Below are 26,471 nucleotides of genomic sequence, written 5' to 3'. Positions count from 1 at the left end.
CTGCCCGCTGGGAAAGCCGCATCATAGGCCTGCGGTCACGGCCCTTGCACCACCAGATCGCGGTGGAAGTAGTACACCTCCTGCAACAGGAAGCGCCAGCTGGTGTGGAAGCTGCGAAACCGCGTGCTCGGCGTGGACGAAGCCAGCGCGTCGATACCCAGTTCCTGGCTCAGCCGCAGCGCGCGCGCCATGTGCAGTGGGTCGCTGACGATGATCGCCCGATGCAGGCCGTGCCGCTCCATCAGCGTGCGCGCCTGTTCCAGGTTCTGCCGGGTGGTGCGCGAGGTGGTTTCGATCACGATGGCTTCCGGCGGAATGCCGTGGCGCAGCGCGTAGCGTCGAGCCACCTGCGATTCGGCAAAGCGTGCGCCGTTGCCGAAGCCACCGGTGAACAACAGCCGCGGCGCATAGCCCTGCGCGTACAGGTCCAATGCGTGCCGGATGCGTTCTTCGAACACCGGCGAAGGGCGCGCATCGTAGGCGGCCGCACCCAGCACGATGATCACATCGGCCGGTGCGGCCTGATCGCGGTCGCCGATCCACACGATCCAGCCTGCCACGGCCACCAGCCAGATCAGCGCCAGCATGCACAACCGCCAGCCCCAGCCCCACAGGCCGAGCCCGCGTGAGCGCCTGCTCACGCCGCGGCCCAAGGCAAGGCATCCAGATCGACATTGCCGCCGGACAGGATCAGCCCCACCCGCCGCCCGGCAAACCGTGCCGGCTGGGCCAGGACCGCGGCCAGGGCGATCGCCGAAGACGGCTCGACCACTTGCTTGAGCAACTGCCAGACCAGCCGCATCGCCTGGACGACCGCCGCATCGTCCACCGTGATCACCTGTGCCCCGGCGCGCTGCAGCACTGCGAAGTTGGGCGCGCCCAAGGTGCCGCGCAGGCCATCGCAAATGGTGTCCGGCACGAAATCGACCAGCCGCTGCCCGGCCGCCAGCGAACGCGCGGTGTCGGCTGCGCCGGCCGGCTCGGCCAGTACCAGCTCGCAGTCCGGCGAGGATTGCAGCGCCAGTGCGGCGCCGGCCGCCAGCCCACCACCGCCGACCGGCGCCACCAGCACATCCAGCCCGCCGCTTTGGTGCAGCAGCTCCAGCGTGGCGGTGCCCTGCCCGGCGATCACTGCACGATCGGTATACGGGTGCACCAGCGTGGCGCCGCTGCCGGCCTGCACCTCGGCGCACATCTGTTCCCGCGCCGCGATGGTCGGCGCGCAACGCCACAACGTGGCGCCGTTCCGGGAGATATTGGCCAGCTTGGCCGCCACCGCGCCCTCGGGCACCACCACATGGCAGCCGATGCCGCGCGTGCGTGCGGCAAGCGCCAGCGCCGCGCCGTGGTTGCCGGAGGAATGCGTGACCACACCATGCGCAGCCAGCTCATCCGGCAGCGACCACACGGCATTGCAGGCACCGCGGAACTTGAATGCGCCACTGCGCTGCAAATGCTCGGCCTTGAAGAACAACTGCGCACTGCTGAGCGCGTCCAGACTGTGCGATGTCAGCAACGGTGTCGGCGCGCAGTGCGGCGCAATCCGCGCAGCGGCCTGCAGGACGTCGGAATGGGCAAGGGGGACCGTCTCGATCATGCCTGCAAGATTAACGTATCGCCTCCTCTTCACGGGTCGCACGCAGTGCCGCCGCGCATGCTGGATCGATGACAAAGCATCGCAATGCCGCACAATTAAGGACCGATTCAATGCATCGGTTCGACAGTGGCATCATGGTTGCAGGAGGGCACCATCCATGAAATTCCGTCTGATCTTCGCCGCCGGGCTCTTGGCCCTGGGCGGCTGCGCAACCTACGACTACACCGGCGGTGGGTCGGGCGGCTATTACCGTGGTGCGCCTGCCGTGCAGTATCGCTATCCGCCCGGCTACTCCCCGTACTTCTACGGCAATCCGTATGGTTTGCCATATGGGTATGGCGCCGGGTCGATCGGCCTGTACGACTACCCTGTGTATCCGGTCTATCGCGGTGGTGGCGGCTACTACTACCGGCAGTACGATCGCCGTCCGCAGTACCGTCCGCCGCGCCCGAACGGCTCGTTCAACAACGGGCAGCGCCCCGGCGGCTCGCGGCCGCAGCAACCCAATCGCCCGCCGGCAACCGGCGCGCCGCCGCGCGTCATTCGCGAGATCCAGCGGCAAACCGCGCCGCGCAACACACGCGAACAGATTCCGTAAGAGGCTGACTGCGACCTGGCCCACACTTGGCGACATTGGGGGCTTGCGTTCAGCTGACGATTGGCCGCAAGCTAGGTGCTCTGTGTGACCCGCCACGTCATTTTTTGACCGGGCCAGCCCCACTGACGACTTATGTCGATGTCCGACAGGGAAATCTGGATCCCCCCTGTTCCGGCCCTGTCGGATATCGGCGCCTACAACACAGAAAGCCCCGGCATGCCGGGGCTTTCTGTTTTTGTTTCGACGGTTGCCAAGCAGGCTGCAGCGGAACGGGCGCGTGCGCCATTTCGCAGAAACCTTAAAAAAAATAAGGGTCGGCAGTCCCCCGACTACCGACCCTTACGCTACCCCATCGCACGCGCGGCTGGCCCCTGTTCCAATTCCAGCCTTTGCGCCCATGTCGCAATGCCACGACGGGTGCAGTAGAGATATCCGCACGAAACATGCCAACTTGAGGGTCACGTACGTAAATTGTGATTTTCATCACAATTTATAGCGAACGAGTGACCTCGCCCGCCCTTCAGCCGATACTTTCGCGGCCGTTTTCCTTTTCCCGCTCCTGGTCCACGCCCATGTCCGACTCCTTCTATCGCTACGACGTCATCGTGATCGGTGGCGGTCATGCCGGCACCGAGGCCGCCCTGGCGTCTGCACGCACAGGGGCGCGCACCTTGTTGCTCACCCACAACATCGAGACGGTGGGCGCGATGAGCTGTAACCCCGCCATCGGCGGGATCGGCAAGGGCCACCTGGTCAAGGAGATCGACGCACTCGGCGGGGCGATGGCACGCGCCGCGGATCTGGCCGGCATCCAGTGGCGCACGCTCAACGCCTCCAAGGGGCCGGCAGTGCGTGCCACGCGCTGCCAGGCCGATCGCAACCTGTACCGCACTGCGATCCGCTGCATCGTCGAGGCCCAGCCCAACCTGACCGTCTTCCAGGCGGCAGTGGACGACCTGATCATCCACAACGGCACGTCCGAAGCCGACAGCGTGCGCGGCGTCATCACCCAGACCGGGCTGCGTTTCCAAGCGCCTTCGGTGGTGCTGACCGCCGGTACGTTCCTGGCCGGCAAGATCCATGTCGGCGAAACCCAGTACGCGGCCGGGCGCATGGGCGACCCGCCGGCCACCACGCTGGCCGCGCGCCTGCGCGAGCGCCCGTTCGCGATCGACCGGCTCAAGACCGGCACCCCGCCGCGGATCGACGGGCGCACCCTCGATTACGGCGTGATGGCCGAGCAACCCGGCGACGACCCATTGCCGGTGATGTCGTTCATGGGCCAGGTCAGCGACCATCCGCGCCAGGTCAGCTGCTGGATCACCCAGACCACCGAACAGACCCACGAGATCATTCGCAACGCGCTGCACCGCTCGCCGCTGTATTCGGGGCAGATCGAAGGCATCGGCCCGCGCTACTGCCCGTCGATCGAAGACAAGGTGGTGCGTTTTGCCGAGAAGACCAGCCACCAGATCTTCGTCGAACCCGAAGGGCTGGAGGTGGCCGAGATCTATCCCAACGGTATTTCCACCTCGCTGCCGTTCGATGTGCAGCTGGCGCTGGTGCGCTCGATCCACGGCTTTGCGAACGCGCACATCACCCGCCCCGGCTACGCCATCGAATACGACTTCTTCGACCCGCGCGGGCTCAAGGCCTCGCTGGAGACCAAGACGGTGGGCGGGCTGTTCTTCGCCGGGCAGATCAACGGCACGACCGGTTACGAAGAGGCGGCCGCCCAGGGTCTGCTGGCCGGACTCAACGCAGCGCGCCACGTGCAGGGGCTGCCGGCGTGGTCGCCGCGCCGCGACGAGGCCTACCTGGGCGTGCTGGTGGACGATCTCATTACCCACGGCACCACCGAGCCGTATCGCATGTTCACCAGCCGCGCCGAATACCGCTTGCAGCTTCGCGAGGACAATGCCGATGCGCGGCTGACCGGCGTCGGGCGTGCGATGGGCCTGGTGGACGACGCGCGCTGGGCGCGCTTTGCGGCCAAGCAGGAGGCCGTGCAACGCGAAACGACGCGGTTGTCGGCGCTTTGGGCGACACCGGGCAATGCGCTGGGCCGCGAGGTGGCAGACGCGCTGGGCGTGACGGTCAGCCGCGAAACCAACGTGCTGGATCTGATCAAGCGCCCGGAGCTCACCTACGCCACCTTGATGCGGGTGCCGACCCTGGGCCCGGGCGTGGATGATGCGCAGGTGGCCGAGCAGGTCGAGATCAGCGTCAAGTACGCCGGTTATCTGGATCGCCAGCGCGACGATATCGCGCGTCAGCAACGTCACGAAACCACGCCGATCCCGGACGGTTTCGATTACGCCAGCGTGCGTGGTCTGTCGATCGAGGTGCAACAGAAACTCGAACGCGTGCGTCCCCAGCACATCGGCCAGGCACAACGGATTCCCGGCATGACGCCGGCGGCGATCTCGCTGCTGCTGGTGCATCTGGAGCGCGCGCGACGCAGCCAGGTGGCGTGATCGACGCGACGATCGCTGCCCGTCGGCAGCGATCGCCGGGCCATCCATCCCTCTGAAGGCAGCCGTGAGCGCGCCAGTCATCGCGAAACGATGGCGTGTGCCGATTAGCGAACATGCGGGCGAGCAAAGGCGACCTGAGCCGACCGAACGGTCGAAGCGGACTCAAGCGTTATTGCTATGATTTGCCAACGACGACACATTTCGACACATGAACGCATCTCGCACGTTATTGCCGGCGATGTTTCGCAGCGCCTGCGCCCTGCTGCTGTTGACCCTGGCATGCAGTTGGCCGGCGCATGCCAGGACCGAAGAAGACGGGCGTTACTGGCTGAGCGTCTACGCGCAAGGCAAGCTGCCGGTCGAAAACCTGTACTGGAGCATGGATGTGCATCCGCGCTGGCGCGAGGAAGGCGAACAGTTCGATCAACTGATCTTGCGCCCTGCCGTGTTCTATCGGCTCAATCCCAAGGCCAGTGTCTGGATGGGTTACGACACCATCATCAGCCATCCGGCCGGGCAGCCATCCAACCGCGAGAATCGCTGGTGGGGGCAATTTCAATATCAATTCGATCCGATCGCCGAGATCACCGTTACCAGCCGCACGCGCCTGGAACAGCGTCACCGCGAAGGCTTCAGCGATGAAGGGTATCGCGTGCGGCAGATGATCCGCGCGGTGCGCCCCAGCGGGTTCAGTCCGCAATTGTCGTGGGTGGCGTTCAACGAAGTGTTCGTCAATCTGGATCAGACCCGATGGGGCGCACAACGCGGTCTCGATCAGAACCGGGTGTTTGTCGGCATCAACTGGAAATTCAATGCCATTGCCAACGCCGATGTCGGTTACCTGAATCAGTTCGTCAACACGCGTACGGTGGATCGGGAAAACCACGTCCTGATGACCACGTTCCGCTTCAATTTTTGAGCATCACGTGCGCGTGGGCCAATGCAGGGCGAAGTTGAAAGCGCTGCGTTCAATCGACCCCGGCGCCATGCTGACTGGTTTCGATAGGACCTGCGGGTTGCCGACGAGCCACCGATGACGACCGTGACGGTTCGCGTGGTGCACAGCGCCCTTGGCGCCCACACAGCTGCCGGCGCACGGCTGCACCCAGGTGTTCTTTTTGCGAGGCGAGCCCGCACGCGGTGACACATGCCCCGACGCTGCAGTGACACCGCCACAGGTGCGGCAGCGCGTGCCTCGGCACGGCTGCCGCAGGCTGTCAGGCGGCCCTGCGTTCGATCGCGGGCAGCAGGCGCTGGCGTAGCGTCAACGCCGCCAGGTCCAGCGTTTCACCGGCGGCACGCAAGACGCTGCCCATGTTGATGAAGCCGTGGATCATGCCCGGGAAACTATGCAGGGTGACCTCCACTCCCGCCGCACGCAGGCGCTCGGCATAGGCGCGGCCTTCGTCGTACAGCATGTCGCGGTCGCAGACCACGACCAGCGCAGGCGCAACGCCGGCGACATCCGGCGCCAGCATCGGCGAGACACGCCAGTCGTTGGCCACCGCCATGTCGGGCAGCAGATGGCGGTTGAAGAATTCCACCGCTGCCGCAGTCAACGGTGGCAGGCCGGCATTGAGCGAGCGCGATGGATACACGCCGCTGTCCTGGCGCGCGTCGGTCAGCGGATAGACCAGCAGCTGGCAACGCAAGGCGATGCCGGCATCGCGCGCGGCCAGTGCGGCAACCGCGGCCATGGCGCCGCCGATACTGTCGCCGCAGACAGCAAGGCGCTGCACATCGGCGCCGACCGTGTCCGGGTGCGCAACCAACCAATGCAACGTCGCGATGACATCTTCCACGCCGGCCGGCGCCGGATGCTCGGGGGCCAGACGGTAATGGATCGCCAACACCTGACAGCCAGCACGCGCCGCCAGTTGCCGGCACACATCGTCATGCGATTCCAGATCGCCCACCAGACCGCCGCCGCCGTGCACGAACAGGCAGGTCGGGGCCGGGCCGGCCGCGACCCCCGTGGGGCGATACAAGCGCAAAGGCACTGCACCGGTGGCGGCCTCGGCCTGCAGATCGCGTACCTCGGCCATCTCGATGCGCGGGAAACCGAACTGCGCGCCCACCGCGCGCATCATCGCGCGCGCGCCTTCGATCGGCAGGGTTTCCATGGGCGGCTGCGCCGCCTCTTGAAGCTGGGCGAACAGACGCACGACATCAGGATCAAACGACATGACGAACTCTCCGATAAGCGATGGTCGAGCTTGCCAGATTGTTATGAACCATCACTATTCAAATCGTTAATCAGTACCGACAAAAAGGCCGGTGGTCCGGGCACGTACGCAAAAAAGCCCAAAATTGCTGGAAAAAATGGCCGCACACGCGCAGATTGGCCGCTCGGCGATGTCGCAATGACTGCAGCGTGCGCGCTGAATTTGCTGCGCTGCATCGCAACCAATGCGCTGCTGCTGCGGCCTGTTGGCGCTTCCTAGTCGTTGTCTTCGGCAGCCGCTTCGCGGCCTTGCTGGCGAATGAGGTTTTCCTGGCGCGCATCTTCGATCGAGGCACGGACGGCGCGTACATCGGCGCGGCGGGTGTCGAATTTGAACCGCCCGGTGAGCACGCTGTCCGGGCGCAGTTCGCCCTTTTCGAACAGCGCCCACATCTCTTCGCCGTAATGGGTGTCCAGCAGCTCGGGCGCGAAACGGCCCAGGCAGTCGCGCAGGTTGTGCACATCGCGCAGCAGCATGTCGCGCGCGGCATTGTTGCCAGCGGCACTGACCACCTGCGGAAAGTCGATCACCACCGGGCCATCGGGCGAAACCAGCACGTTGTATTCGGACAGATCGCCGTGCACCAGGCCCAGCGACAGCATCTTGACCACATCGCCGATCAGGCTGGTGTGGAAGGCGCGCGCCTGCTCGGGTTCCAGGTCCACCTCGCCCAGCCGCGGTGCGCTGTGACCGGCGTCATCGGTGACCAGATCCATCAGCAGCACGCCGTGGAAGTAACCGCGCGGTTTGGGCACATGCACCCCGGCATCCACCAGTTGATAGAGCGCGTCGGCTTCGGTGTTCTTCCAGGCGGTTTCAGCTTCCTTGCGGCCGAACTTGGTGGCCTTGCCCATCGCGCGGGCCTGACGGCTGCCACGCACCTTGCGGCCTTCCTGGTACTGCACGCGCGCCTGGAAACTGCGTTGCGCCATGTCCTTGTAGACCTTGGCGCACAGGATCTCGGCGCCTGCGCTCACGACGTAGACGGATGCTTCCTTGCCGCTCTTCAGTGGTCGCAACACTTCGTCGATGACGCCGTCGTCGATCAGCGGCTGCAGGCCGTTGGGGGTTTTCATGGACTAAGCGCACCGATCCGTCACAAACCAGCGGCGATTATGCGGCAAGCAGGGTGAAGCGCTTACATGCCCACGCACAGAGTGTGAGCCGGGGCATGCCATGGCGCGAGCGCTTACCATGCACGGACCTGTCCGCTGCCGCACTCCTATGCCCGAGCCCGCCTCCAGCCGCCGCAAACGTCCCGCCGCCGTGGTTGCGGCCGGCAGCGATCGCGGCCTGCCGCATGAGCTGATGCAGCAGATCGCCGCCGCCCAGGGCGATCCGGACTTCATGACCTCGCTGGGGCGCGGGCTGGTGGTGCTGAGCGTGTTCGCGCAGCATGCGCGCGAAGTGACGATGTCGCAGATCAGCCTGGAAACCGGCATCTCGCGCGCAGCCGTCCGGCGCGTGCTGCATACGCTGGCCAAGCTGGGCTATGTGGGCGAGCAAGGACGTGGCTACGTGTTGCTGCCGCGCGTGCTGGGCATCGGCGGCGCGTACGCGGCGTCTTCATCGATGACCGCGGCCGCACAGCCGGTCCTGGACGGGCTGCGCGACCAACTGCACGAATCGTGTTCGCTGGGCGTGCTGGATGGCGACGATCTGCTGTACGTGGCGCGCTCGGAAACGGTGCGCATCATGTCGATCGGGCTGCGCCCGGGGACGCGGCTGCCGGCCTACTGCACCTCGATGGGGCGGGTGTTGCTGGCCGCCCTGCCCGGCGACACCTTGCAGGCGTATCTGGAACGCACCACCTTGCGTCCGCGGACCGACCGCACGGTGACCCAGGCCTCGGCGCTGCTGGAGGTGCTGGCGCGCACGCGCCGCGAAGGCATGTGCCTGACCGATCAGGAACTGGAAATCGGCCTGCGCTCGATCGCCGTGCCGGTGCGCAACCTGCGCGGCGAGGTGATCGCCGCGCTCAACATTGGCGCCCAGGCCGGGCGGGTGAGCCTGCAGACGATGCAAACGCAGTTGCTGGAACCGCTGAAGCAGGCGGCGCAGCGGCTGGGAACCTTGCTGAGTTAGTGCAGCACCTTGCGTTGGCGCGGGCGTCGCTCGCGGGGCATCCGACCTGCCCCTGTGCTGCATAAGCGCTAGTGGCGCAGTGGTGGCTGGCAGAGGTCAAAAGCAATCGCGTCCACGCATTGCGGGCGTGCCCGACGTGCATGCGAGGCTGCACATCGCAAAGCGCCAGGCCAGGCCTGTTCGAATTGATCGCCACTTGCTGTTGCACGCGTCCCGACCCAGGCGGCAAACAAGACGTAGCGAGCAGTCGGCAGATGGATGCGGATGACGCACAGGAACCGCAATGCACGAGGTTGCAATGCCGCACCGGGCACCGACCACGCCCGCCTGACGGCCGCGCAGTCTTTTGTTGACGGCTCCTAGCGCGGCCGGCGCAGAAAGCTCACTACCGCATCCACCCACGCTGCGTGGCTGTCTTCGACCTGGGCCACGTGGTCGGCGTGCGGCAGGGTCACCCAGCTGCGATCTTCGCTGCGCAGGCGTGCGTAGAGATGCGCGTTGTCTGCCTGGGTGGCGATCGGGTCGTCGACGCCGCGCAACAGCAAGACCGGCACCGTCGCGACTTGCTCGGGATGGAAGGCGAACTGCTCCATGGCGCGCCAGTCGGTGCGCACCGGATCCGCTGCCAGCGCCTGGGCGACGTAAGCCGCACGCACGCCCGGTGGTGCCGCATTGGCGGTGATGAAGTCCTCACCGGCCGCAGCGGCCGTGGTGGGTGCGCGCAAGGGCCGATCTGCCGGAACCGCCGGCGCAGGCGCTGCATCCACGTCATCGGGGAAGCCAAACAACACCAGGGCAGACATCGCCTGCGGTTGCTGCTGCGCGAGCAGCAACGCCACCCGCGCGCCGTTGGAATAGCCCAGCAATGCCGGGGGCGGCAGGCCGGGATGGGTCTGCGCGACCCAGGCCAGCACATTGCGGACATCGGCCACTGCACGGGCGGGCGTATTCCAGCCCGTGCGGTCGCGTGGGCTGCCACCGTAGCCGCGCAGATCCACCGCATACGCGGCAAACCCGGCTTGCGCGAGCGCTGCAAGGACAGAGCGCGCGTCACGCGGCTCGCCAGGCACCTGCAAATCGAAGTTGGGCAATGCGCTCCAGGTGCGGCCGTGCACCAGCACGATCGTGCCACGTGGCTGCGCGGGCACGCGCGACCACACCGCCAGCGTCTGGCCATCGTCGGTACGCACCTGCGCCAACACGGTGCCGGGGCCGGGCTGCGGTTGTGCGTGCAGCGCCGCGGTTGCCAATGACACCACCAGCAGGCAGACCAATCGATGCAGCATCCGATGTCTCCGGTTGCGGTGGGCTGAGCGCCGCCAATACGCGTGTGCGCGCAGTCGGCAGGCGATTTTGGACGGCGCGCCAGGCACCGCAGTGTACGAGTGGTCCCCGCCGCACCGGGTACCGAACACGCGCGCCGGACGCTGAGCGCAGTCGGTTTGCCCGCCGCCCGGAGACCACTCTTACCGCGGTTGCGCCGCCGAGGCTGCGCCGGCGTCGGCCGCTTGTTCTTCCAGGATCGGCCTGGCCAGCGCGAACGCGTGGTTGGCGGCCGGCACGCCGCAGTAGATCGCCGCCTGCAGCAGCACTTCCTTGATCTGCGCAGGCGTGACGCCGTTGTTGCGCGCCGCACGCACGTGCAGCTTGAATTCTTCGTCGTGGCCTAGCGCGATCATCATCGACAGGGTGATCAGCGAACGGGTGTGGGCCGGCAGGCCGTCGCGGGTCCAGATGCTGCCCCAGGCGTAGCGGGTGATCAGGTCCTGAAATTCTTCGGTGAATTCGCTACGCGCGGCCAGCGCACGGTCGACGTGCGCATCGCCAAGGACGCGTCGGCGTTCGCGCATGCCGGCTTGATAACGTTCGTCTTCGTGCATGGGGTGTCCTTGCAAGGTGGGAAAGCTCACTGGCCCTGAAGAAAGCCGAGCACCGCCTGGTTGAACGCGGCCGGCGATTCCAGGTTGCAGATGTGGCGGCCGGGCACCTGGGCGTAATGCCCATCCGGCGCGGCATAGGCGATCTCGCGCAGGTCAGGCGGCGGGCACACCGGGTCGTCGTCGCCGGCCAGCGCCAGCAGCGGCAGGCTTAGCCCGTCCAATGCGCCGCGGAAGTCCGCATCGGCCACCGCCTGGCAGCAGGCGATGTAGCCGGCAGGCGAAGTGGATACGAAGGCAGCAGCGATCATGTCCAGGCGCTGCGCATGGCTGATGGCAAATTCGGGGGTAAACCAGCGCTGCAGCGTGGCATCGATCAGCGTCGGAAGGCCTTCGCTGCGCACCTGTTCGATGCGGGTTTCCCAGGCGGCGGCACTGCCGATCTTCTGCGCGGTGGCGCACACCACCAGCCGGCGCAAGCGCTGCGGTGCATGCAGGCCCAGCCACTGGCCGGTGAGCCCGCCGATCGACAGGCCGCAGAAATCGCTTTGCGCGATCTCCAGGGCGTCCCACAGTGCCAGCACGTCCTGACCCAGGTCGGCGACGCTGTACGGGCCGGGCGGCGTCTCCGAATACCCATGGCCGCGGCGGTCGTAGCGCAGGATGCGGTAGTGCGGAGCGAAGGCTTCGAGCTGCACGTCCCACATGTGCAGATCGGTGCCCAGCGAATTGCAGAAAGTCAGCCAGGGGCGTCCTTCGGTGCCGTCCAGGCGGTAGTGCAGGCGATGCGTGGGCAACTGGAGATAAGCCATCGAGGCACCGTCAACAGGAAGAAGATCCAGCCAGCACGCGGTCGATCCACACCGAGGACATGCCGCGCCAACTTGCGCTATCGAACACTGCCTGCAGTTGCGCGTGCGTGAGCACCGCGCTCACCTGCGCGTGCTCGCCAAGCACCTCGCGCAAATGCCGTTGCTGCGCCTGCGCGCGCAGCGCGGCCTGTTCCACCAGGGCGTGCGCCTGCGGCTTGCCCAGGTGTGGCGCAAGCGCGAACACGGCCGCCTCGGCGTAGAGCAGCCCGCCGTGGCTGTCCAGATGCGCCTGCATGCGTGGGCGATCCAGTTCCAGACCCGACAGGCACAGCTGCATCTGCGCCAGGCTACCGGCGGTGAGGCAGACGATCTGCGGCAAGGTGTCCCACTCGGCATGCCATTGCCCGGCTGCGCGCTCGTGCGGCTGCGCCATGGCGCTGAACAAGGTGGCGACCAGGCCCGGTACGCGTGTGGCCGCAGCCACGGCTGCCACGCTGGAGACCGGATTGCGCTTGTGCGGCATCGCCGAGGAGCCACCTTTGCCGGCGGCGGCCGGCTCGAACGCTTCGCCCACCTCCGTTTGCATCAGCAACACCACATCGCCGCCGATCTTGCCCAGCGTGCCGGCCAGCAGACCGAAGGCGCAGCCGACCTCGACGATGCGGTCGCGCGCGGTATGCCAGGGCAGCGCGGGCAGCGGCAACGCCAGGGCGCTCGCCAGCGCCTGCGCCACTTCCAGGCCACGGCCCTGCAACGAGGCCAGGGTGCCGGCCGCGCCGCCGAACTGCAGCACCAAGGCATCGTGCCGCAAGGCGTGCAGGCGCCGCTGCGCACGCTGCAGGGCGTCCAGCCAACCGGCGACCTTGAGCCCGAAGGTGACCGGCACGGCCTGCTGCAGCAGGGTGCGACCGGGCAGGCCGGTGTTGCGCTCGCGTTCGGCCAGCACCGCCAGATCGGCGCACAGGGCGTGCAGACGCGGCAGCAGCAGATCCAGTGCGGCGCGCAGCTGCAGCACCATGCCGGTATCGATGACGTCCTGGCTGGTGGCACCCCAGTGCACCCAGCGCGCGGCGGCGTTGTCGTGCGCGGCCACCTGCGCGGTCAGCGCCTTGACCAGCGGAATGGCGGGATTGCCGGCCAGCGCCGTGGCCTGCGCCAACGCGGCCAGATCGTAGTGCTGCACATCGCAGGCAGCGGCAATGGCCTGCGCGGCCTGCGCGGGAATCACCCCGCACTGCGCCTGGGCGCGCGCCAGCGCCGATTCGAACTGCAGCATCGCCTGCACGCGCGCGGCATCGTCGAACAAGGCCTCGCACGCAGGCTCGCCGAACAAGGATCCCAACAACGAAGATGTCGCACTCATGCATTGCATCTCTAGGCGAGCCGGCAGCATCGCACCGATGTACCAAGGTGCCAACTAGACCAAAGGGCAATGCATCGGGCGCGCCTGGCACTGCCGGGATGAGGTGGATGAGGCCATGCGTGCTTGCGCTGCGTGCACGCGAGTGCACGTGTGCACCTGCCTGCCACGATGCGCGCTGCCCCGGATGCATGTGCGTGAGGCGTCACGGCGCATTGCTTGTCGCCGGAGATACCCTGGCGATGTTTCGGCAGCAGGCGCTCGTGCAGCGGCGCCTATGGCCCTGTGGACGTGGCCGCGTGCCGGCAGGATGCAGCGCTGCCCCTGTACGCATACGGCGTTTCAACATCGGCATGCGGATCAATAGCGGAAGAACACCGTTTCCGCGTCGCCCTGCATGTGGATGTCCCACGTGTACGCACCGCCTGGATGCGGCTGGGCCAGCAAGGTGGCGCGCCGCTCGGCCGGCACCAGCGCCAGGATCGGGTCGCTGCCTAGGTGTGGGTCGTCGGCGAAATACAGCCGCGTCGACACCCCGCGCAAGAGGCCGCGCATGAAGACCAGCACCGTCAGATGCGCCGCCTGCTGCTTGCCGTCCGGGCCCGCCACCCTGCCCGGCTTGATGGTGCTGAAGGTAAAACGCCCGTTGGCATCGGTGGGCACGCGGCCCCAGCCGTCGAAGCTGGGGTCGTGGGCCTCGCAGCGACCGTCGGCCACATGCGCATAGATGCCCGCAGCATCGGCTTGCCACACTTCCAGCACCGCATCGGCCACTGGCGCGCCGGCGCCATCGAAGATGCAACCGCTGATCTGCACATGCGTGCCCGCGGCCTGCGCAGGTGCGATCTGTTGGCGATACAGCGGCTCCAATCCCAGCCGGTAATACGGCCCGACGGTCTGCGACGGCGTTGCATGCAGGCTCATCGTGTCACTCCCAGACCGTTTGCTTGCGACCGCGCAAGACGATGTCGAAGCGGTAGGCCAACGCGTACTCGCTGACCGCGTTTTCCCAGTCGAAACTGGACACCATGCGTTCGCGCGCCAGCGCATCGTCGACACAGTTGAAGATGGGGTCGTGCGCCAGCAGCGGGTCGCCGGGGAAATACATCTGGGTGACCAGCCGCTGCCCGATGCCATCGCCGTGCAACGAAAAATGGATGTGCGCAGGCCGCCAGGCGTTGTAGTGATTGCGCCACGGATACGCGCCCGGCTTGATGGTCTTGAAACTGTAGCGGCCGTGCTCATCGGTCAGCACCTGGCCGGTGCCGCGGAAGTTGGGGTCCAGCGGTGCATCGTGCCGATCGCCAGCGTGCTGGTAGCGACCAGCCGCGTTGCATTGCCACACTTCCACCACGCTGTTGCGGACCGGCCTGCCGTTTTCGTCGAGCACGCGGCCGGAGACGATGATGCGCTCGCCCAGCGGCGCGCCACTGAACCCTGCAGTGAGATCGGCCGCGTGCGCGCCCAGCGTGAGCCGATCCAGGCGCGGGCCGGTGACTTCCGACAGCGTGACCGGCAGGTCGATCGGATCACGCGTAGGCCCTCGCAATGTGGTGGAAGCGTATGCCGGATGCAGGTACGCCGGCTGTGTACCGGGCCGGCTGCGGCGGTAGCCGAGCAGCGGGTCGGCGATGGCAGGTTGGTCAGCGGTGGGATCGCGCATCTTGAATCTCCGTCGGCAACAAGACGACCAGAACGACATGGGTGCAAGGGAAGGACGAGGGAGGTTGCAACAGCCGGTTCACAGGCGCTCGATCGCCAATGCCACGCCCTGCCCCACTCCGATGCACATGCTGGCCAGCCCGAGTCGCCCGTTGCCCGCCTCCAGCTGCCGCAGCAAGGTCAGCGCCAGCCGCGCACCGCTCATGCCGAGCGGATGCCCGAGCGCAATGGCGCCACCGTTGGCATTGACGTGTGCGGCATCGTCGGCCAGGCCCAATGCACGCGTGCAGGCCAGCGCCTGCGCAGCGAAGGCTTCATTGAGTTCGATCGCATCGAACTGCGCGATGCGCAGGTGCAAGCGCGCCAGCAGGCGCTGGGTGGCCGGCACCGGGCCGATGCCCATGTACGCCGGCTCCACGCCCGCCGAGGCGAACCCCAGCACGCGCGCACGCGGCGTCAGCCGGTGAGCCTGCACGGCCTGCGCCGAGGCCAGCAGCAAGGCAGCGGCGCCATCGTTGAGACCGGAGGCATTGCCGGCCGTCACGGTGCCGGGCTGGCGGAACACCGGTTTGAGCTTGGCCAGCATGTCGGCGGTGGTGTTGGGTCGCGGCGCTTCATCGTGTTCGACCGTGGAGGCATCGCCGCCCTTGCGCGCTGCCACGGCCACCGGGGTGATTTCCGCATCGAAGAAACCGGCTGCCTGCGCCGCCGCCACGCGTTGCTGGCTGCGCAGTGCGAACGCATCCTGGTCTTCGCGCGCGATGGCGTACCGCTGCGCCACGTTTTCCGCCGTTTCCCCCATCAGTTCGGTGCCATAGACCGCCTGCAGGCGCGGATTGATGAAGCGCCAGCCCATGGTGGTGTCTTCCAGCTGCTGGGTGCGGGCGAAGGCGCTGTCGGCCTTGCCCATCACCCACGGCGCGCGCGACATCGATTCGACGCCGCCGGCAATGGCAAGATCCAGTTCGCCGGCACGGATGCCGCGCGCTACCGTGCCGATCGCGTCCAGGCCCGAGCCGCACAGGCGATTGAGCGTGCTGCCCGGCACCGAAGACGGCAGGCCGGCCAGCAACAGGCTCATACGCGCGACATTGCGATTGTCTTCGCCGGCCTGGTTGGCGCAGCCCAGGTACACATCGTCGATTGCGGCCGGCTCCAGCTGCGACTGCCGCGCCAGCAATGCGGCGATGGGCACTGCGCCTAGATCGTCGGCGCGCACGCTGGACAAGGCGCCACCGTAACGGCCGATCGGCGTGCGGATGCCATCGATCAGGTACACCTCACTCATGCCTGGGCTCCCATTGCCTGCACACCATGCGCTGCATCGGTGCGTGCCTGCAGCGCGCGCAAGGCATCCAGTTCGGCGGTACTGGGCGGCGTGGTTTGTGCAAGGTCGGCGGCGAACCGGATCGGCCACCCGGTCGCCGCGCTGACCTGCTCGCGCGTGGCGCCGGGATGCAGCGAGGTCACGGTGAGTTCGCGGGTCACGGGGTCGGGTTCCATCACGCACAGGTCGGTGACGACCACGGTCGGGCCGGCGCCGGGGAGGCCGGCCCGCGCGCGCGCATCGCCACCGTCCAGATGCCCGACCGTGGTGATGAAGTCCAACCGCGACACGAAGCTGCGTTCGGATTGGCGCATGATGATGAACACCTGCTTGGCGCTGGCGGCAATTTCCGGCGCGCCACCGGCGCCGGGCAGGCGCGTTTTCGGCGCAGCGTAGGAGCCAATCACGGTGGTGTTGAGGTTGGCGTACCGATCGATCTGCGCCGCCCCCAGAAAGCCCACATCCACGCGCCCGCCCTGCAGCCAGTAGCGGAAGATCTCCGGCGTGGAGACCACGGTGTCGGCGGTTTCGGCCAGTTCGCCGTCGCCGATCGAGAGTGGCAACACCTGCGGGCGCGCACCGATCGGGCCCGATTCGTAAATCAAGGTGACGTCCGGTGCATGCGTAAGCCGAGCCAGGTTGGCGGCAGTGGACGGCAAGCCGATGCCGACAAAACACACTGCGCCATCGGGCAGGCGGCGCGCGGCAGCCACCGTCATCATCTCGTTGGTGCTGTAGGCGCTCATGCGGCCACCTGCTGCTGGGACTGTGCATACACGCGCTGAAAACCGGCGAAATCGTCGGTGTCGAGAATATGCGTCTGGATCCAGGCCTGGAACGTCGCACGGTCGCGCGCGATCGCATCCCAGGCCAGATAGAACCGATTGTCGCGCGCGTAGTAGCCATGCGCATACGAGGGCGCCGCACCACCAGGGACAACGCAGACCGCATCGACAACCCAACGCGGCAGGATGCAGGCATTGGGCGGCGCGTCCAGGCTGTCGACGATCTCTTCCACCGTCACGATCACCTTGCGCGCTGCCAGCACCGCTTCCTTCTGCACGCCCAGAATGCCCCAGAGCAACACGTTGCCGCGGCGGTCGGCCCGCTGGGCGTGGATCACCGTGACATCGGGGTTGACGGCCGGCGAGGTGGCCAGCGTTTGGCCGGTATACGGGCACTGCAGGAACTTGATGCTGTCGTTGACGCGCGGCAGATCCGAACCGACATACCCGCGCAGCACTGCAAACGGCAGCCCCGACGAACCGGCCACATAGGCATTGGCCATATCGGCGTGGCTGTGTTCGCGAATCTGCAGCGGCTGCGGCCAGGCGTGTTCCACTGCATCGCGCAGCCGGTGCAACGAACCGACGCCGGGATTGCCGCCCCAGGAAAACCGCAGCGCTGCCGCGCAACCGGCGCCGATCAGCTGGTCGTAGATCAGGTCGGGGGTCATGCGCACCAGCCGCAGCGCGCGCTTGTGCTGACGGATCACCTCGTGCCCGGCGGCATGTGGAATCAGGTGGGTGAAGCCTTCCATCGCCACGCAATCGCCATCGGCGATCAGCTGCGACACCGCTTCCGCGAGAGCGACGATTTCGGCCATTGCGTTCCCTTCCAGCACAGCGAGCGTGGGCTCACGGTAGGCGCAGCCGGCAGGGTGGTCAATCCGATAATCGGTGATTCAAATCGATATTCGCACAATTTCGGCAGACCCGTAACGCGCCCACATTGTCTCCGGTGTATACATAACTTCGCGCGCAAGCAGACGCCAGCGTTGCATTGCGCGCCAACTAGCTGCAGGCCGGCGCACGCCGCGTCGCATCCAGGTTGCCTACACACCCAGGAGTCACGGTCATGTCGCAGTCCAAGCCGCTGTTTCCCCTCAATGCGTGGTACGCCGTTGCCTGGGACCATGAGATCAAGCACGTGCTCAGCCCGCGCAAGCTCTGCAACCTGGACGTGGTGGTCTACCGCACCACCGCCGGTACGGTCGTCGCGCTCGAAGACGCCTGCTGGCATCGGCTGGTGCCCTTGTCGATGGGCAAGCTGCGCGGCGACGACGTGGTCTGCGGCTATCACGGGCTGGTCTACAACACGCAGGGGCGCTGCGTGCACATGCCCTCGCAGGACACCATCAATCCCTCGGCCTGCGTGCGCAGCTTTCCGGTGGCCGAAAAACACCGCTACGTATGGATCTGGCCGGGCGACCCGGCCAAGGCCGATACGCGCCTGATTCCCGATCTGCACTGGTCGCACGATCCGGCCTGGGCCGGCGATGGCCGCACCATCCATGCCAAGTGCGACTATCGGCTGGTGCTGGACAACCTGATGGACCTGACCCACGAGACCTTCGTGCACGGCTCCAGCATCGGCCAGGACGAAGTGGCCGAAGCGCCATTCGATGTGGTGCACGGCGATCGCGGCGTCATCGTGTCGCGCTGGATGCGCAACATCGACCCGCCGCCGTTCTGGGCCAGCCAGATCGCCCGCCATCTGGACTATCGCGGCAAGGTCGATCGTTGGCAGATCATCCGTTTCGAGGCACCCTCCACCATCGCCATCGATGTCGGCGTGGCCATCGCCGGCACCGGCGCGCCGGAAGGCGATCGCAGCCAGGGCGTCAACGGCTACGTGCTCAACACCATCACGCCCGAAACCGACACCACCTGCCATTACTTCTGGGCATTCATGCGCAACTACGCGCTGCACGACCAGTCGCTGACCACGCTCACCCGCGACGGCGTGACAGGCGTGTTCGGCGAAGACGAAGCAGTGCTGGAAGCGCAGCAACGCGCCATCGATGCGCATCCGGATCACACTTTCTACAACCTCAACGTCGATGCCGGCGGGATGTGGGCGCGACGCGTGATCGACCGCCTGATCGCACAGGAACAACGCGCGCAGGATCTGTCGCTGCGCATGGTGGGCTAAGCACTTCGCATGCGGCCAGCCATCTCATCGCTCACAGCGCCGCATTGCGGCGCCGTCACAGCCGGCGCCGGCCGGCAGACCTCATTGCCCGGAGCCCTCCATGCGTAAAGACACCCAGTGGCATCGTGCCCGCGTCGTCAGCATTGCCGACGCCTGCCCGGGCGTGCGCGAAATCGTGCTCGATCCCGGCACCGCTGCGCGTAGCTTCGAGGTGGGCAGCCATGTGGATTTTCGTGTGCAGCTGCATGGTCGCGACGATGTGCGCTCGTATTCGTTGGTGGGCGAACCGCGTGCCGATGGGTACTACCAGATCGCAGTGCGGCAAATGCCCGACAGCCGCGGCGGCTCGCTGCATATGTGGACGCTTGCGCCGGGCGATGTGGTGGAGATGTCGCCGCCCAGCAACAACTTCGCGCTGGATGAAAGCGGCGAGGAAATCCTGCTGATTGCCGGCGGCATCGGCATCACCCCGATCGTCGGCATGGCGCAGCGGCTGGCGCGTGGCCACCGCGCGTTTCGTCTGCTGTACGCCGGCCGCTCGCGCAGCGCAATGGCGTATGTCGACACGCTGGAAGCACTGCTGGGCGAACGTTTGCAACTGCAATGCGACGACAGCGCGGCCCGCCGGATCTGGCTGCCGAACTGGCGCGCCTGTCGCCCAATGCCGAGGTGTATGTGTGCGGGCCGCTGGGCATGCTCGAGGCGGTACGCCAGCACTGGCACGCCGCCGGCCGGCCGCGTGCGCGCCTGCACTTCGAAACCTTCGGCAATAGCGGGCGGGTGCCGGCGCAGGCGTTCGTGGTGAAATTGCCGGGGCTGGGCCTGGAAGTGCCGGTCGCTGAAAACGAATCGATGCTGGACGCACTGGCCGACGCCGGGGTGGAGCTGATCGCCGAGTGCCGCCGTGGCGAATGCGGCCTGTGCGCGGTGGACGTGCTGGACAGCTCCGCCGATATCGATCACCGCGACGTGTTCTTCAGCGACGAGCAGCGCCGGGAGAATCGCAAGCTCTGTGCCTGCGTGTCGCGTGCGGTAGGCGGCAGCATCAGCATCGACACCGGCTATCGCAGCGAGCTGGGCTGAGCCGGCATCCGGCCGGCTGCGCACCGTCTGGCGGTTGCGGTCGATACCGGGCTTAGCGAGCAACGCGTTTGCGGCGCCCGCGTTTCATCGGCACGACCCACTGCGTGTCCGCGCGTTGCTGGCCACCTGCTCGTTGGCGCTTCAGCACGCACACACCGAAGGCGGCGATCTTTACCGAGCCCTGGCCGAGCCTGCCGGGTAATCGTATGCCTCCAGAACCGTGCAGCCTCAGCGCAGCGCGTCCGGCATGTCGCCACGCGTGCACCGCTTCAGGCCGATGTTCGCCGGCAAGCCCCTGTCGCGCTCAGCGTGCACCCCGCCGTGTTTGCATCCTCACGCGTATGCGCGATCATCTGCGCATGGAGTCGACTCACTACAGGACGGTCCCGGCGCCGGCGTTGAACCCGCGCCAGGAGCAATTGGTGGCGCTGGTGCGGCAGCAGGGCTTTGCCGAGGTCGAAGGTTTGGCCACACGCTTTGAGGTGACGCCGCAGACCATCCGCCGCGATCTGACCTTGCTCTGCGATGCCGGCGTGCTGCGCCGCTATCACGGCGGCGTCAGCATGCCCTCCAGCGTGGAGAATCTGGCCTACACCGCACGCAAGGCGCTGCAGGCCCGCGAAAAGCAGCACATCGCCGCACGTGTGGCGCGTTTCATTCCCGACGATGCCTCGCTGTTCATCAACTTGGGTACCACCAACGAAGAAGTCGCACGCGCGTTGCTGCAGCACCGCGGGCTGCGCGTGATCACCAACAACCTCAACGTGGCGGTGATGCTCAGCGCCAACCCCAGTTTCGAGGTGATCGTGGCCGGCGGTGTGGTGCGCGGGCGCGACCAGGGCGTGACCGGCGAGGCGACGGTGGAGCTGATCCGCCAGTTCAAGGTGGACTTCGGGGTGATCGGCATTTCCGGTATCGATCTGGACGGCACCCTGCTGGATTTCGATTACCAGGAAGTGCGCGTGGCGCAGGCCATCATCGAGCACTCGCGGCACGTGCTGCTGGCCGCCGATCACAGCAAGTTCGGTCGCAACGCCATGGTGCGGCTGGGCGCCCTCGCCCAGGTGCACGACTGGTTCACCGACCGGCCGCCGCCGCAGGAGTTGGCGAGCGTCCTGGCCGAGGCCGGTACCCGGGTGCACCTGGCGGACGCGGACGGAACCGCCTGAGTTCGATGTTCGTTTTTGATCGTTTTTACGTGATAGCCGCCGAAAACCATTGGGCCTGATAGGTACGCCATCTCTTAATCCGCTCTTTCATAGCCGATTCGCGCGTACGTCACTGCTGATACTAAAGCTGTCCATCTTCACGCCCCCGCAAGGTTCGATGTTCGAATATGTTCGAACATGACAACTTGGGTTCGCTCATCAGCGCGCCCGGACGGAGGCACCGATGGGCGAGATATACGATCTTCTGGTAATCGGCGGCGGCATCAACGGGGTCGGCATTGCCCGTGATGCGGCCGGGCGCGGTCTGTCGGTGTGCCTGTGCGAGCAGGACGACCTGGCCGCGCATACCAGCAGCGCCAGTACCAAACTCATTCACGGCGGCCTGCGCTATCTGGAGCAATACGAATTCGCGCTGGTCGGCAAGGCACTGGCCGAGCGCGAAGTGTTGCTGCGGCTGGCCCCGCACATCATCTGGCCGTTGCGCTTCCTGCTGCCCCACCAACCGCACCTGCGCCCGGCATGGATGATCCGCGCCGGGCTGTTCCTGTACGACCATCTGGGCGGCAGCAAGCGCAGCCTGCCGCGCTCGCGGCGGCTGTCGCTGCGGACGCACCCGGTCGGTGCGCCGCTGCAGGAATCGCTGCGCACCGGCTTCGTGTATTCGGATGCCTGGGTGCAGGACGCGCGGCTGGTGGTGCTCAACGCGATGGACGCCGCCAGGCGCGGCGCCAAGATCCACACCCGCACGCGCTGTGTCGGCGCCTGGCGCGATGCCGGCTTCTGGTATGCCGAGCTCGAAGACCGCGAGGGCCGACGCCGCACGGTGCAGGCGCGCGCGCTCGCCAATGCGGCCGGCCCCTGGGCAGTGGCGTTCCTGGACACCGTGGCCTCGGTGCCGCACGAACACGCATTGCGGCTGGTCAAGGGCAGCCATATCGTGGTGCCCAAGCTGTTCGATCACGACCATGCGTACATCTTCCAGCAACCGGACCGGCGCATCGTGTTCGCCATCCCCTACGAGCACGACTTCACCTTGATCGGCACCACCGACGTGGACTACGAAGCCGACCCCGCCGCGCCGAAGATCGATGCTGCCGAGGTGCAGTACCTGTGCGATGCGGTGAACCTGTATTTCCAGCAGCAGATCTCCCCCGCCGATGTGGTGTGGAATTACAGTGGCGTGCGCCCGTTGCTGGACGATGCCGAAGACAACGCAGCCGAAGTGACCCGCGATTACCAGCTGGAAGTGGTCACCGAGGGTGCGCCGTTGCTCAACGTATTCGGCGGCAAGCTGACCACCTATCGCAAGCTCGCCGAAGAGGCAGTGGACCGGCTCACCCACGCGCTGGGCGCACGCAAGCCGGCGTGGACCGCACATGGGGAGGCATTACCAGGCGGCGAGCAGCGCGATATCGCCAGCCTGCTGGAACGCGTCGGCCGCGCGCGCCCCTGGCTGCCGGCGGCGACTGCGCAGCGGCTGGTGCGCAACTACGGCACCTGCGCCGAACAACTGCTTGGCGATGCGCAGAGCCTGGCCGATCTGGGCACGCACTTCGGTGCGGACCTGTACCAGGCCGAGGTGGATTACCTGCGTCAACATGAATGGGCGGTGGCTGCCGACGATATCCTGTGGCGGCGCAGCAAGCTCGGCCTGCGGATCGATGCGGCCGGGCGGCAGCGCCTGGAAGACTATCTGCAGACGCAGCCGATCCGGCAACGCGATGCCGTTTCTGCTTGAACACACCGCGTTGCCGGCGAGGACGGGTCGCCCGGCAACGTATTCCGGCGCTTCAGCCAGCGTCACCCAAGTCACGTGGAGGGCACCCCAGATGAGCATCACCGACCACCGCTGCGCGGGAGCAAGCGCGCTGCACGCTGTTTTCTGCATCTTCGACCTTGCGGGCATGCACGCATGAGCCGGCAACTCGTAGGTGAGTTGATCTCCGAGGCGGTCGCGATGTTCATCATCATCGCGCTCGGCGATTCGGTGGCGGCGATGTACATCCTGTACGACCCCAGCCCTTATCAAAACGCCTATTGGGGCGTGTGTATCGCCTGGGGCCTGGCGGTGACACTGGCGATCTACGTGACCGGCTCGGTGTCCGGGACGCACGCCAATCCGGCGGTCACGCTGGCGCTGGCACTGTTCCGCGGTTTTTCCTGGAAGAAGGTACTGCCCTACTGGTTTGCGCAGGTGGTCGGTGCATTCCTGGGCGCGGCCATCGTCTATCAGTTGTACGGGCCGGTGATCGATCACTTCAACCAGGTGCAGCAGCTCACCCGCGAAGCCGGCGGCGCAGCCGGGGTGTTCTTCACCGCACCGGGGCTGGCGGTCACGCCGATGCATGCGCTGGTCGACCAGATCATCATCACGGCGTTCCTGATCTTCGGCATCTTCGCCATCACCGAGCAGTTCAACGAGGCCGCACCCACTGCCAACTCCGGCGCGTTGATGATCGGCTTGCTGGTCGCCACGCTGGGCGCGTCGATGGGCTATCTGGAGGCCTGGGCGATGAACCCGGCGCGCGACTTCGGCCCGCGCCTGTTCGCGTATTTCGCCGGCTGGGGCGAGGCCGCGTTGCCGGCCAAGGACAACTATTGGTGGATCCCGATCGTTGGCCCGTTGATCGGCGGGCCGATCGGCGCGCTGGCCTATCAGTGGCTGATCCTGCCATTCCTGCCGGCGCGGGTGCGCCATCTGCAAGGCGGCAGCAAACCGCTCGATCCACTGTGATGGTGCTGCGCCAAGCCAACAATCACGCTGACGACGCGTGAGGTTACCTGTGGCCAAACCCTGATGGCCACGCGGCGTCATCGCCTGCACCGACCTTTCTCGCCGTGCGCCAATGCCGGCATTGTTCGAGGAATTTTCGATGGAAAAGCAGTACGTCCTTGCGATCGATCAAGGCACCACCAGCTCACGCGCGATGTTGTTCGACCGCCAGGGCAAGGTGGCCGGCGTGGCGCAGCGCGAATTCGGCCAGATCTTTCCGCAGCCGGGTTGGGTGGAACACAACCCGCGCGAGATCATGACCAGCGTCTATACCACCATCACCGAGCTGCTCAACAACGCGCAGATCGATGCGCGCGCGATCGCCGGGATCGGCATCACCAACCAGCGCGAGACCGCGGTGGTGTGGGACAAGGCCACCGGCCAGCCGATCTACAACGCCATCGTGTGGCAATCGCGGCAGACCAAGGACATCTGCACCCAGCTCAAGGAGGCCGGGCATGAGCAGATGGTGCGCGAGAAGACCGGCCTGCTGATCGATGCGTATTTTTCCGGGACCAAGGTCAAGTGGATTCTCGACCACGTCGAAGGCGCGCGCGAACGCGCGCAGAAAGGCGAACTGGCGTTCGGCACCATCGACAGTTGGCTGATCTGGAATCTCACCGGCGGCAAGGTGCACGTCACCGACTACACCAATGCCTCGCGCACCATGATGTTCAACATCCATACGCTTGAGTGGGATGCTGAACTGCTGGCCATGTTGGACGTGCCCGCGCAGATGCTGCCGGACGTGCGTTCGTCCAGCGAGGTCTATGGCATGACCCAGACCCAGTACTTCTATGGCGAACAGGTGCCCATCGCCGGCATCGCCGGCGACCAGCAGGCCGCGTTGTTCGGCCAGGCCTGCTTCGAACCGGGCATGGCGAAAAACACCTATGGCACCGGCTGTTTCATGCTGATGAATACCGGCGACAAGGCGGTGGCGTCCAAGGCCGGTTTGCTGACCACGATTGCCTGGGGCATCGACGGCAAGGTCGAATACGCGCTGGAAGGCGCGATCTTCGTTGCCGGCTCGGTGGTGCAGTGGCTGCGCGATGGCTTGCGCATGCTGGGCAAGGCCAGCGACTCGCAAGCCTATGCCGAGCGTGCCGGCGACAACGATGGCGTGTACATCGTGCCGGCCTTCGTCGGCCTGGGCGCGCCGTACTGGCGCAGCGACATCCGCGGCGCGGTGTTCGGGCTGACGCGTGGTACCACCAAGGAACACTTCGTGCGTGCAGCAGTCGAATCGATGGCCTATCAGACCCGCGACGTGCTCACCGCGATGCAAAGCGATTCCGGCATCGAGCTGAAAGAACTGCGTGCCGACGGCGGTGCCATCGCCAACGACTTCATGGCGCAGTTCCAGAGTGACATTCTCAATGTGCCGGTACTCCGCCCGGAAGTGGCGGAAACCACTGCGCTGGGTGCGGCGTATCTGGCAGGGCTGGCAACTGGATTCTGGGGCAGCCGCGAAGAAATCGCCAAACAGTGGGCCGTGGATCGCCGCTTCGAACCGGCCATGGCCGACGACAAGCGCCAAGCGCTCTACGCCGGCTGGCAGCAAGCAGTGGAAGCGACGATGGGATTCCGCATCAGCTGACACTGGGGCCGCAACACGACAGCGCCCACTGTGAGGTGGGCGCTGTGATGAGCTCATCTTCGAGCGTCGAGGACACACGCAGGGCCACACAACGCAGCCTGGTGTGCAGCGGTGGTTACTGGCCGCCGGTGCTGGCACGTCCGGCGATGGTGTCCGGGTCCCAATGTTCCTTGATCAGGCCCTTCTCGATCCGGAACATGTCGAACCAGGTGGTGGTGTACGTGGTGCCGGGCTTATTGGGGTTGGGTAAGGTGCGCACCGACACCAGGGTGACCAGATCGCCATCGGCGGTGATGGCGACCAAGGGCAATCGCACCCGCGGCTGCACCGGCGTCGGCTTCACGAATGCCGTCAGGAAGGCGATAAACGCATCGCGCCCATTGGCCACGTTCGGATTGTGCTGGATGTAGTTCTTGTCCATGTACATCGGCGCGTACTGCACCTGGCCAGCTTCGAACACGGTGCGCCAGAAATCGTAGACCAGCCGCTTGTTGGCAGTTTCATACCAGGTGCTGCCGAGCAGCATCTTCTGATGATCGGGATTGGCCGTTACCGCGGTCTGCGCGAACGCAGCCATTGGTGCGATGAGCATGACCAGCAACAAGGCACGGGAGAGCAATTTCTTCATGGAGTACTCCTGGGTGGAGAGTGGCAGTGCGCTCATCGGGGATGCCAGCAACGTGTCCGTTGAGCGGGGGGAAGACGCGCGTGCGCACAGCTGCATTAACGCGTCATCGCCACCCTACCGGTGCCGTTCACCGGCCCGCTAGCCGCCTGAGCATGCACCTGGGCACTTGTGCAACCGTTGGTGAGAAAAACATCACCCATGTGGTGAGCGCCAGCGTGCTGCTGCACCGTGTACAGAATGGACCCGGGGTGTCGCGGTCGAGCG

Annotated in this window: 23 protein-coding genes, 1 other RNA gene and 1 pseudogene; 10 read left to right on the top strand and 15 right to left on the bottom strand. The window is 66.3% G+C overall.

The features are described 5' to 3' along the window. Positions 1–35: 35 nt before the first annotated feature. On the bottom strand, positions 36–653 hold the full coding sequence (locus tag HLH45_RS06635) for a YdcF family protein (RefSeq protein WP_005912742.1): 618 nt from the start codon (positions 651–653) through the stop codon (positions 36–38). Further along, the gene (locus HLH45_RS06630) at positions 638–1,597 is read right to left on the bottom strand and encodes a pyridoxal-phosphate dependent enzyme (RefSeq protein WP_008578111.1); all 960 of its coding nucleotides are present in this window, start codon (positions 1,595–1,597) and stop codon (positions 638–640) included. Before HLH45_RS06630 ends, HLH45_RS06635 begins: the two co-directional genes overlap by 16 nt. Before the next feature lie 157 nt (positions 1,598–1,754). On the opposite strand from HLH45_RS06630, the gene HLH45_RS06625 reads away from it, so the two are divergent. From HLH45_RS06625 to HLH45_RS06615, 3 genes are all read left to right on the top strand, one after another. Next, the gene (locus HLH45_RS06625; RefSeq protein ID WP_074053265.1) at positions 1,755–2,195 is read left to right on the top strand and encodes a hypothetical protein; all 441 of its coding nucleotides are present in this window, start codon (positions 1,755–1,757) and stop codon (positions 2,193–2,195) included. Between the two features lie 572 nt (positions 2,196–2,767). After that, positions 2,768–4,672, top strand: a complete 1,905-nt coding sequence (gene mnmG, locus HLH45_RS06620; RefSeq protein ID WP_008578110.1) for a tRNA uridine-5-carboxymethylaminomethyl(34) synthesis enzyme MnmG — start codon at positions 2,768–2,770, stop codon at positions 4,670–4,672. A 238-nt stretch (positions 4,673–4,910) separates the two neighbouring features. Continuing rightward, positions 4,911–5,591 (top strand): DUF2490 domain-containing protein, encoded by a 681-nt coding sequence (locus tag HLH45_RS06615; protein WP_008578109.1) that lies wholly within the window; start codon positions 4,911–4,913, stop codon positions 5,589–5,591. Positions 5,592–5,889: 298 nt separating this feature from the next. On the opposite strand, the gene HLH45_RS06610 is transcribed toward HLH45_RS06615, so the two are convergent. Continuing rightward, on the bottom strand, positions 5,890–6,858 hold the full coding sequence (locus HLH45_RS06610) for an alpha/beta hydrolase (RefSeq protein ID WP_008578108.1): 969 nt from the start codon (positions 6,856–6,858) through the stop codon (positions 5,890–5,892). Positions 6,859–7,112: 254 nt separating this feature from the next. Next, the gene (locus HLH45_RS06605; protein WP_008578107.1) at positions 7,113–7,973 is read right to left on the bottom strand and encodes a PA4780 family RIO1-like protein kinase; all 861 of its coding nucleotides are present in this window, start codon (positions 7,971–7,973) and stop codon (positions 7,113–7,115) included. A gap of 148 nt (positions 7,974–8,121) precedes the next feature. On the opposite strand from HLH45_RS06605, the gene HLH45_RS06600 reads away from it, so the two are divergent. Continuing rightward, entirely contained in the window at positions 8,122–8,982 is an 861-nt protein-coding gene (locus HLH45_RS06600) for an IclR family transcriptional regulator domain-containing protein (RefSeq protein WP_008578106.1), read from the top strand. A 224-nt stretch (positions 8,983–9,206) separates the two neighbouring features. Here HLH45_RS06600 and HLH45_RS06595 read toward each other — a convergent pair. The 10 genes from HLH45_RS06595 to HLH45_RS06550 form a co-directional block, all read right to left on the bottom strand. Then, positions 9,207–9,281: non-coding RNA, sX9 sRNA (locus HLH45_RS06595), on the bottom strand. Positions 9,282–9,341: 60 nt separating this feature from the next. Beyond that, on the bottom strand, positions 9,342–10,268 hold the full coding sequence (locus tag HLH45_RS06590) for an alpha/beta hydrolase (RefSeq protein ID WP_008578105.1): 927 nt from the start codon (positions 10,266–10,268) through the stop codon (positions 9,342–9,344). A 180-nt stretch (positions 10,269–10,448) separates the two neighbouring features. Continuing rightward, complete coding sequence (gene pcaC, locus HLH45_RS06585) at positions 10,449–10,862, bottom strand: 4-carboxymuconolactone decarboxylase (RefSeq protein ID WP_008578104.1); 414 nt, start codon at positions 10,860–10,862, stop codon at positions 10,449–10,451. A gap of 26 nt (positions 10,863–10,888) precedes the next feature. Continuing rightward, entirely contained in the window at positions 10,889–11,671 is a 783-nt protein-coding gene (gene pcaD, locus HLH45_RS06580; protein WP_008578103.1) for a 3-oxoadipate enol-lactonase, read from the bottom strand. A 10-nt stretch (positions 11,672–11,681) separates the two neighbouring features. Next, positions 11,682–13,034 carry a 3-carboxy-cis,cis-muconate cycloisomerase gene (locus HLH45_RS06575; protein ID WP_033479523.1) on the bottom strand — a complete coding sequence of 451 codons (1,353 nt, stop codon included), beginning with the start codon at positions 13,032–13,034 and terminating at the stop codon, positions 11,682–11,684. Between the two features lie 357 nt (positions 13,035–13,391). Further along, the gene (gene pcaG, locus HLH45_RS06570; protein ID WP_008577957.1) at positions 13,392–13,955 is read right to left on the bottom strand and encodes a protocatechuate 3,4-dioxygenase subunit alpha; all 564 of its coding nucleotides are present in this window, start codon (positions 13,953–13,955) and stop codon (positions 13,392–13,394) included. A 4-nt stretch (positions 13,956–13,959) separates the two neighbouring features. Further along, positions 13,960–14,694 carry a protocatechuate 3,4-dioxygenase subunit beta gene (gene pcaH, locus HLH45_RS06565; protein ID WP_008577958.1) on the bottom strand — a complete coding sequence of 245 codons (735 nt, stop codon included), beginning with the start codon at positions 14,692–14,694 and terminating at the stop codon, positions 13,960–13,962. A 78-nt stretch (positions 14,695–14,772) separates the two neighbouring features. After that, positions 14,773–15,981, bottom strand: a complete 1,209-nt coding sequence (pcaF, locus tag HLH45_RS06560; RefSeq protein ID WP_008577959.1) for a 3-oxoadipyl-CoA thiolase — start codon at positions 15,979–15,981, stop codon at positions 14,773–14,775. Next, a complete protein-coding gene (locus HLH45_RS06555; protein WP_008577960.1) occupies positions 15,978–16,766 on the bottom strand; it encodes a CoA-transferase subunit beta in 789 nt (262 codons plus the stop codon). The genes pcaF and HLH45_RS06555 overlap by 4 nt, the downstream gene beginning before the upstream one ends. Beyond that, complete coding sequence (locus HLH45_RS06550; protein WP_008577961.1) at positions 16,763–17,626, bottom strand: CoA transferase subunit A; 864 nt, start codon at positions 17,624–17,626, stop codon at positions 16,763–16,765. Before HLH45_RS06550 ends, HLH45_RS06555 begins: the two co-directional genes overlap by 4 nt. A 251-nt stretch (positions 17,627–17,877) precedes the next feature. Here HLH45_RS06550 and HLH45_RS06545 point away from each other — a divergent pair, with 251 nt between their 5' ends. The 6 genes and pseudogenes from HLH45_RS06545 (at position 17,878) to glpK (ending at position 25,579) form a co-directional block, all read left to right on the top strand. Then, positions 17,878–18,954, top strand: coding sequence for an aromatic ring-hydroxylating dioxygenase subunit alpha (locus HLH45_RS06545; RefSeq protein WP_008577962.1), 1,077 nt, complete (start codon positions 17,878–17,880; stop codon positions 18,952–18,954). Positions 18,955–19,054: 100 nt separating this feature from the next. Further along, positions 19,055–20,037, top strand: a pseudogene (locus tag HLH45_RS06540) (PDR/VanB family oxidoreductase). A 341-nt stretch (positions 20,038–20,378) separates the two neighbouring features. Then, a complete protein-coding gene (locus HLH45_RS06535; protein ID WP_008577964.1) occupies positions 20,379–21,206 on the top strand; it encodes a DeoR/GlpR family DNA-binding transcription regulator in 828 nt (275 codons plus the stop codon). A 223-nt stretch (positions 21,207–21,429) separates the two neighbouring features. Beyond that, the gene (glpD, locus tag HLH45_RS06530) at positions 21,430–22,944 is read left to right on the top strand and encodes a glycerol-3-phosphate dehydrogenase (RefSeq protein WP_008577966.1); all 1,515 of its coding nucleotides are present in this window, start codon (positions 21,430–21,432) and stop codon (positions 22,942–22,944) included. Positions 22,945–23,118: 174 nt separating this feature from the next. Further along, on the top strand, positions 23,119–23,940 hold the full coding sequence (locus HLH45_RS06525) for an MIP/aquaporin family protein (RefSeq protein ID WP_008577967.1): 822 nt from the start codon (positions 23,119–23,121) through the stop codon (positions 23,938–23,940). A gap of 139 nt (positions 23,941–24,079) precedes the next feature. After that, positions 24,080–25,579, top strand: a complete 1,500-nt coding sequence (glpK, locus tag HLH45_RS06520) for a glycerol kinase GlpK (RefSeq protein ID WP_031420778.1) — start codon at positions 24,080–24,082, stop codon at positions 25,577–25,579. 115 nt (positions 25,580–25,694) lie between these two features. Here the strand turns inward: glpK and HLH45_RS06515 are convergent, their stop codons facing one another. Beyond that, positions 25,695–26,207 carry a nuclear transport factor 2 family protein gene (locus HLH45_RS06515; RefSeq protein WP_014089102.1) on the bottom strand — a complete coding sequence of 171 codons (513 nt, stop codon included), beginning with the start codon at positions 26,205–26,207 and terminating at the stop codon, positions 25,695–25,697. Between the last annotated feature and the right edge of the window lie 264 nt (positions 26,208–26,471).

The organism is Xanthomonas euvesicatoria (assembly GCF_013112235.1).
Taxonomy (GTDB): domain Bacteria; phylum Pseudomonadota; class Gammaproteobacteria; order Xanthomonadales; family Xanthomonadaceae; genus Xanthomonas; species Xanthomonas euvesicatoria.
Note: the sequence above shows the minus strand (reverse complement) of the source record. Positions and strands in the feature narration are given on the sequence as shown.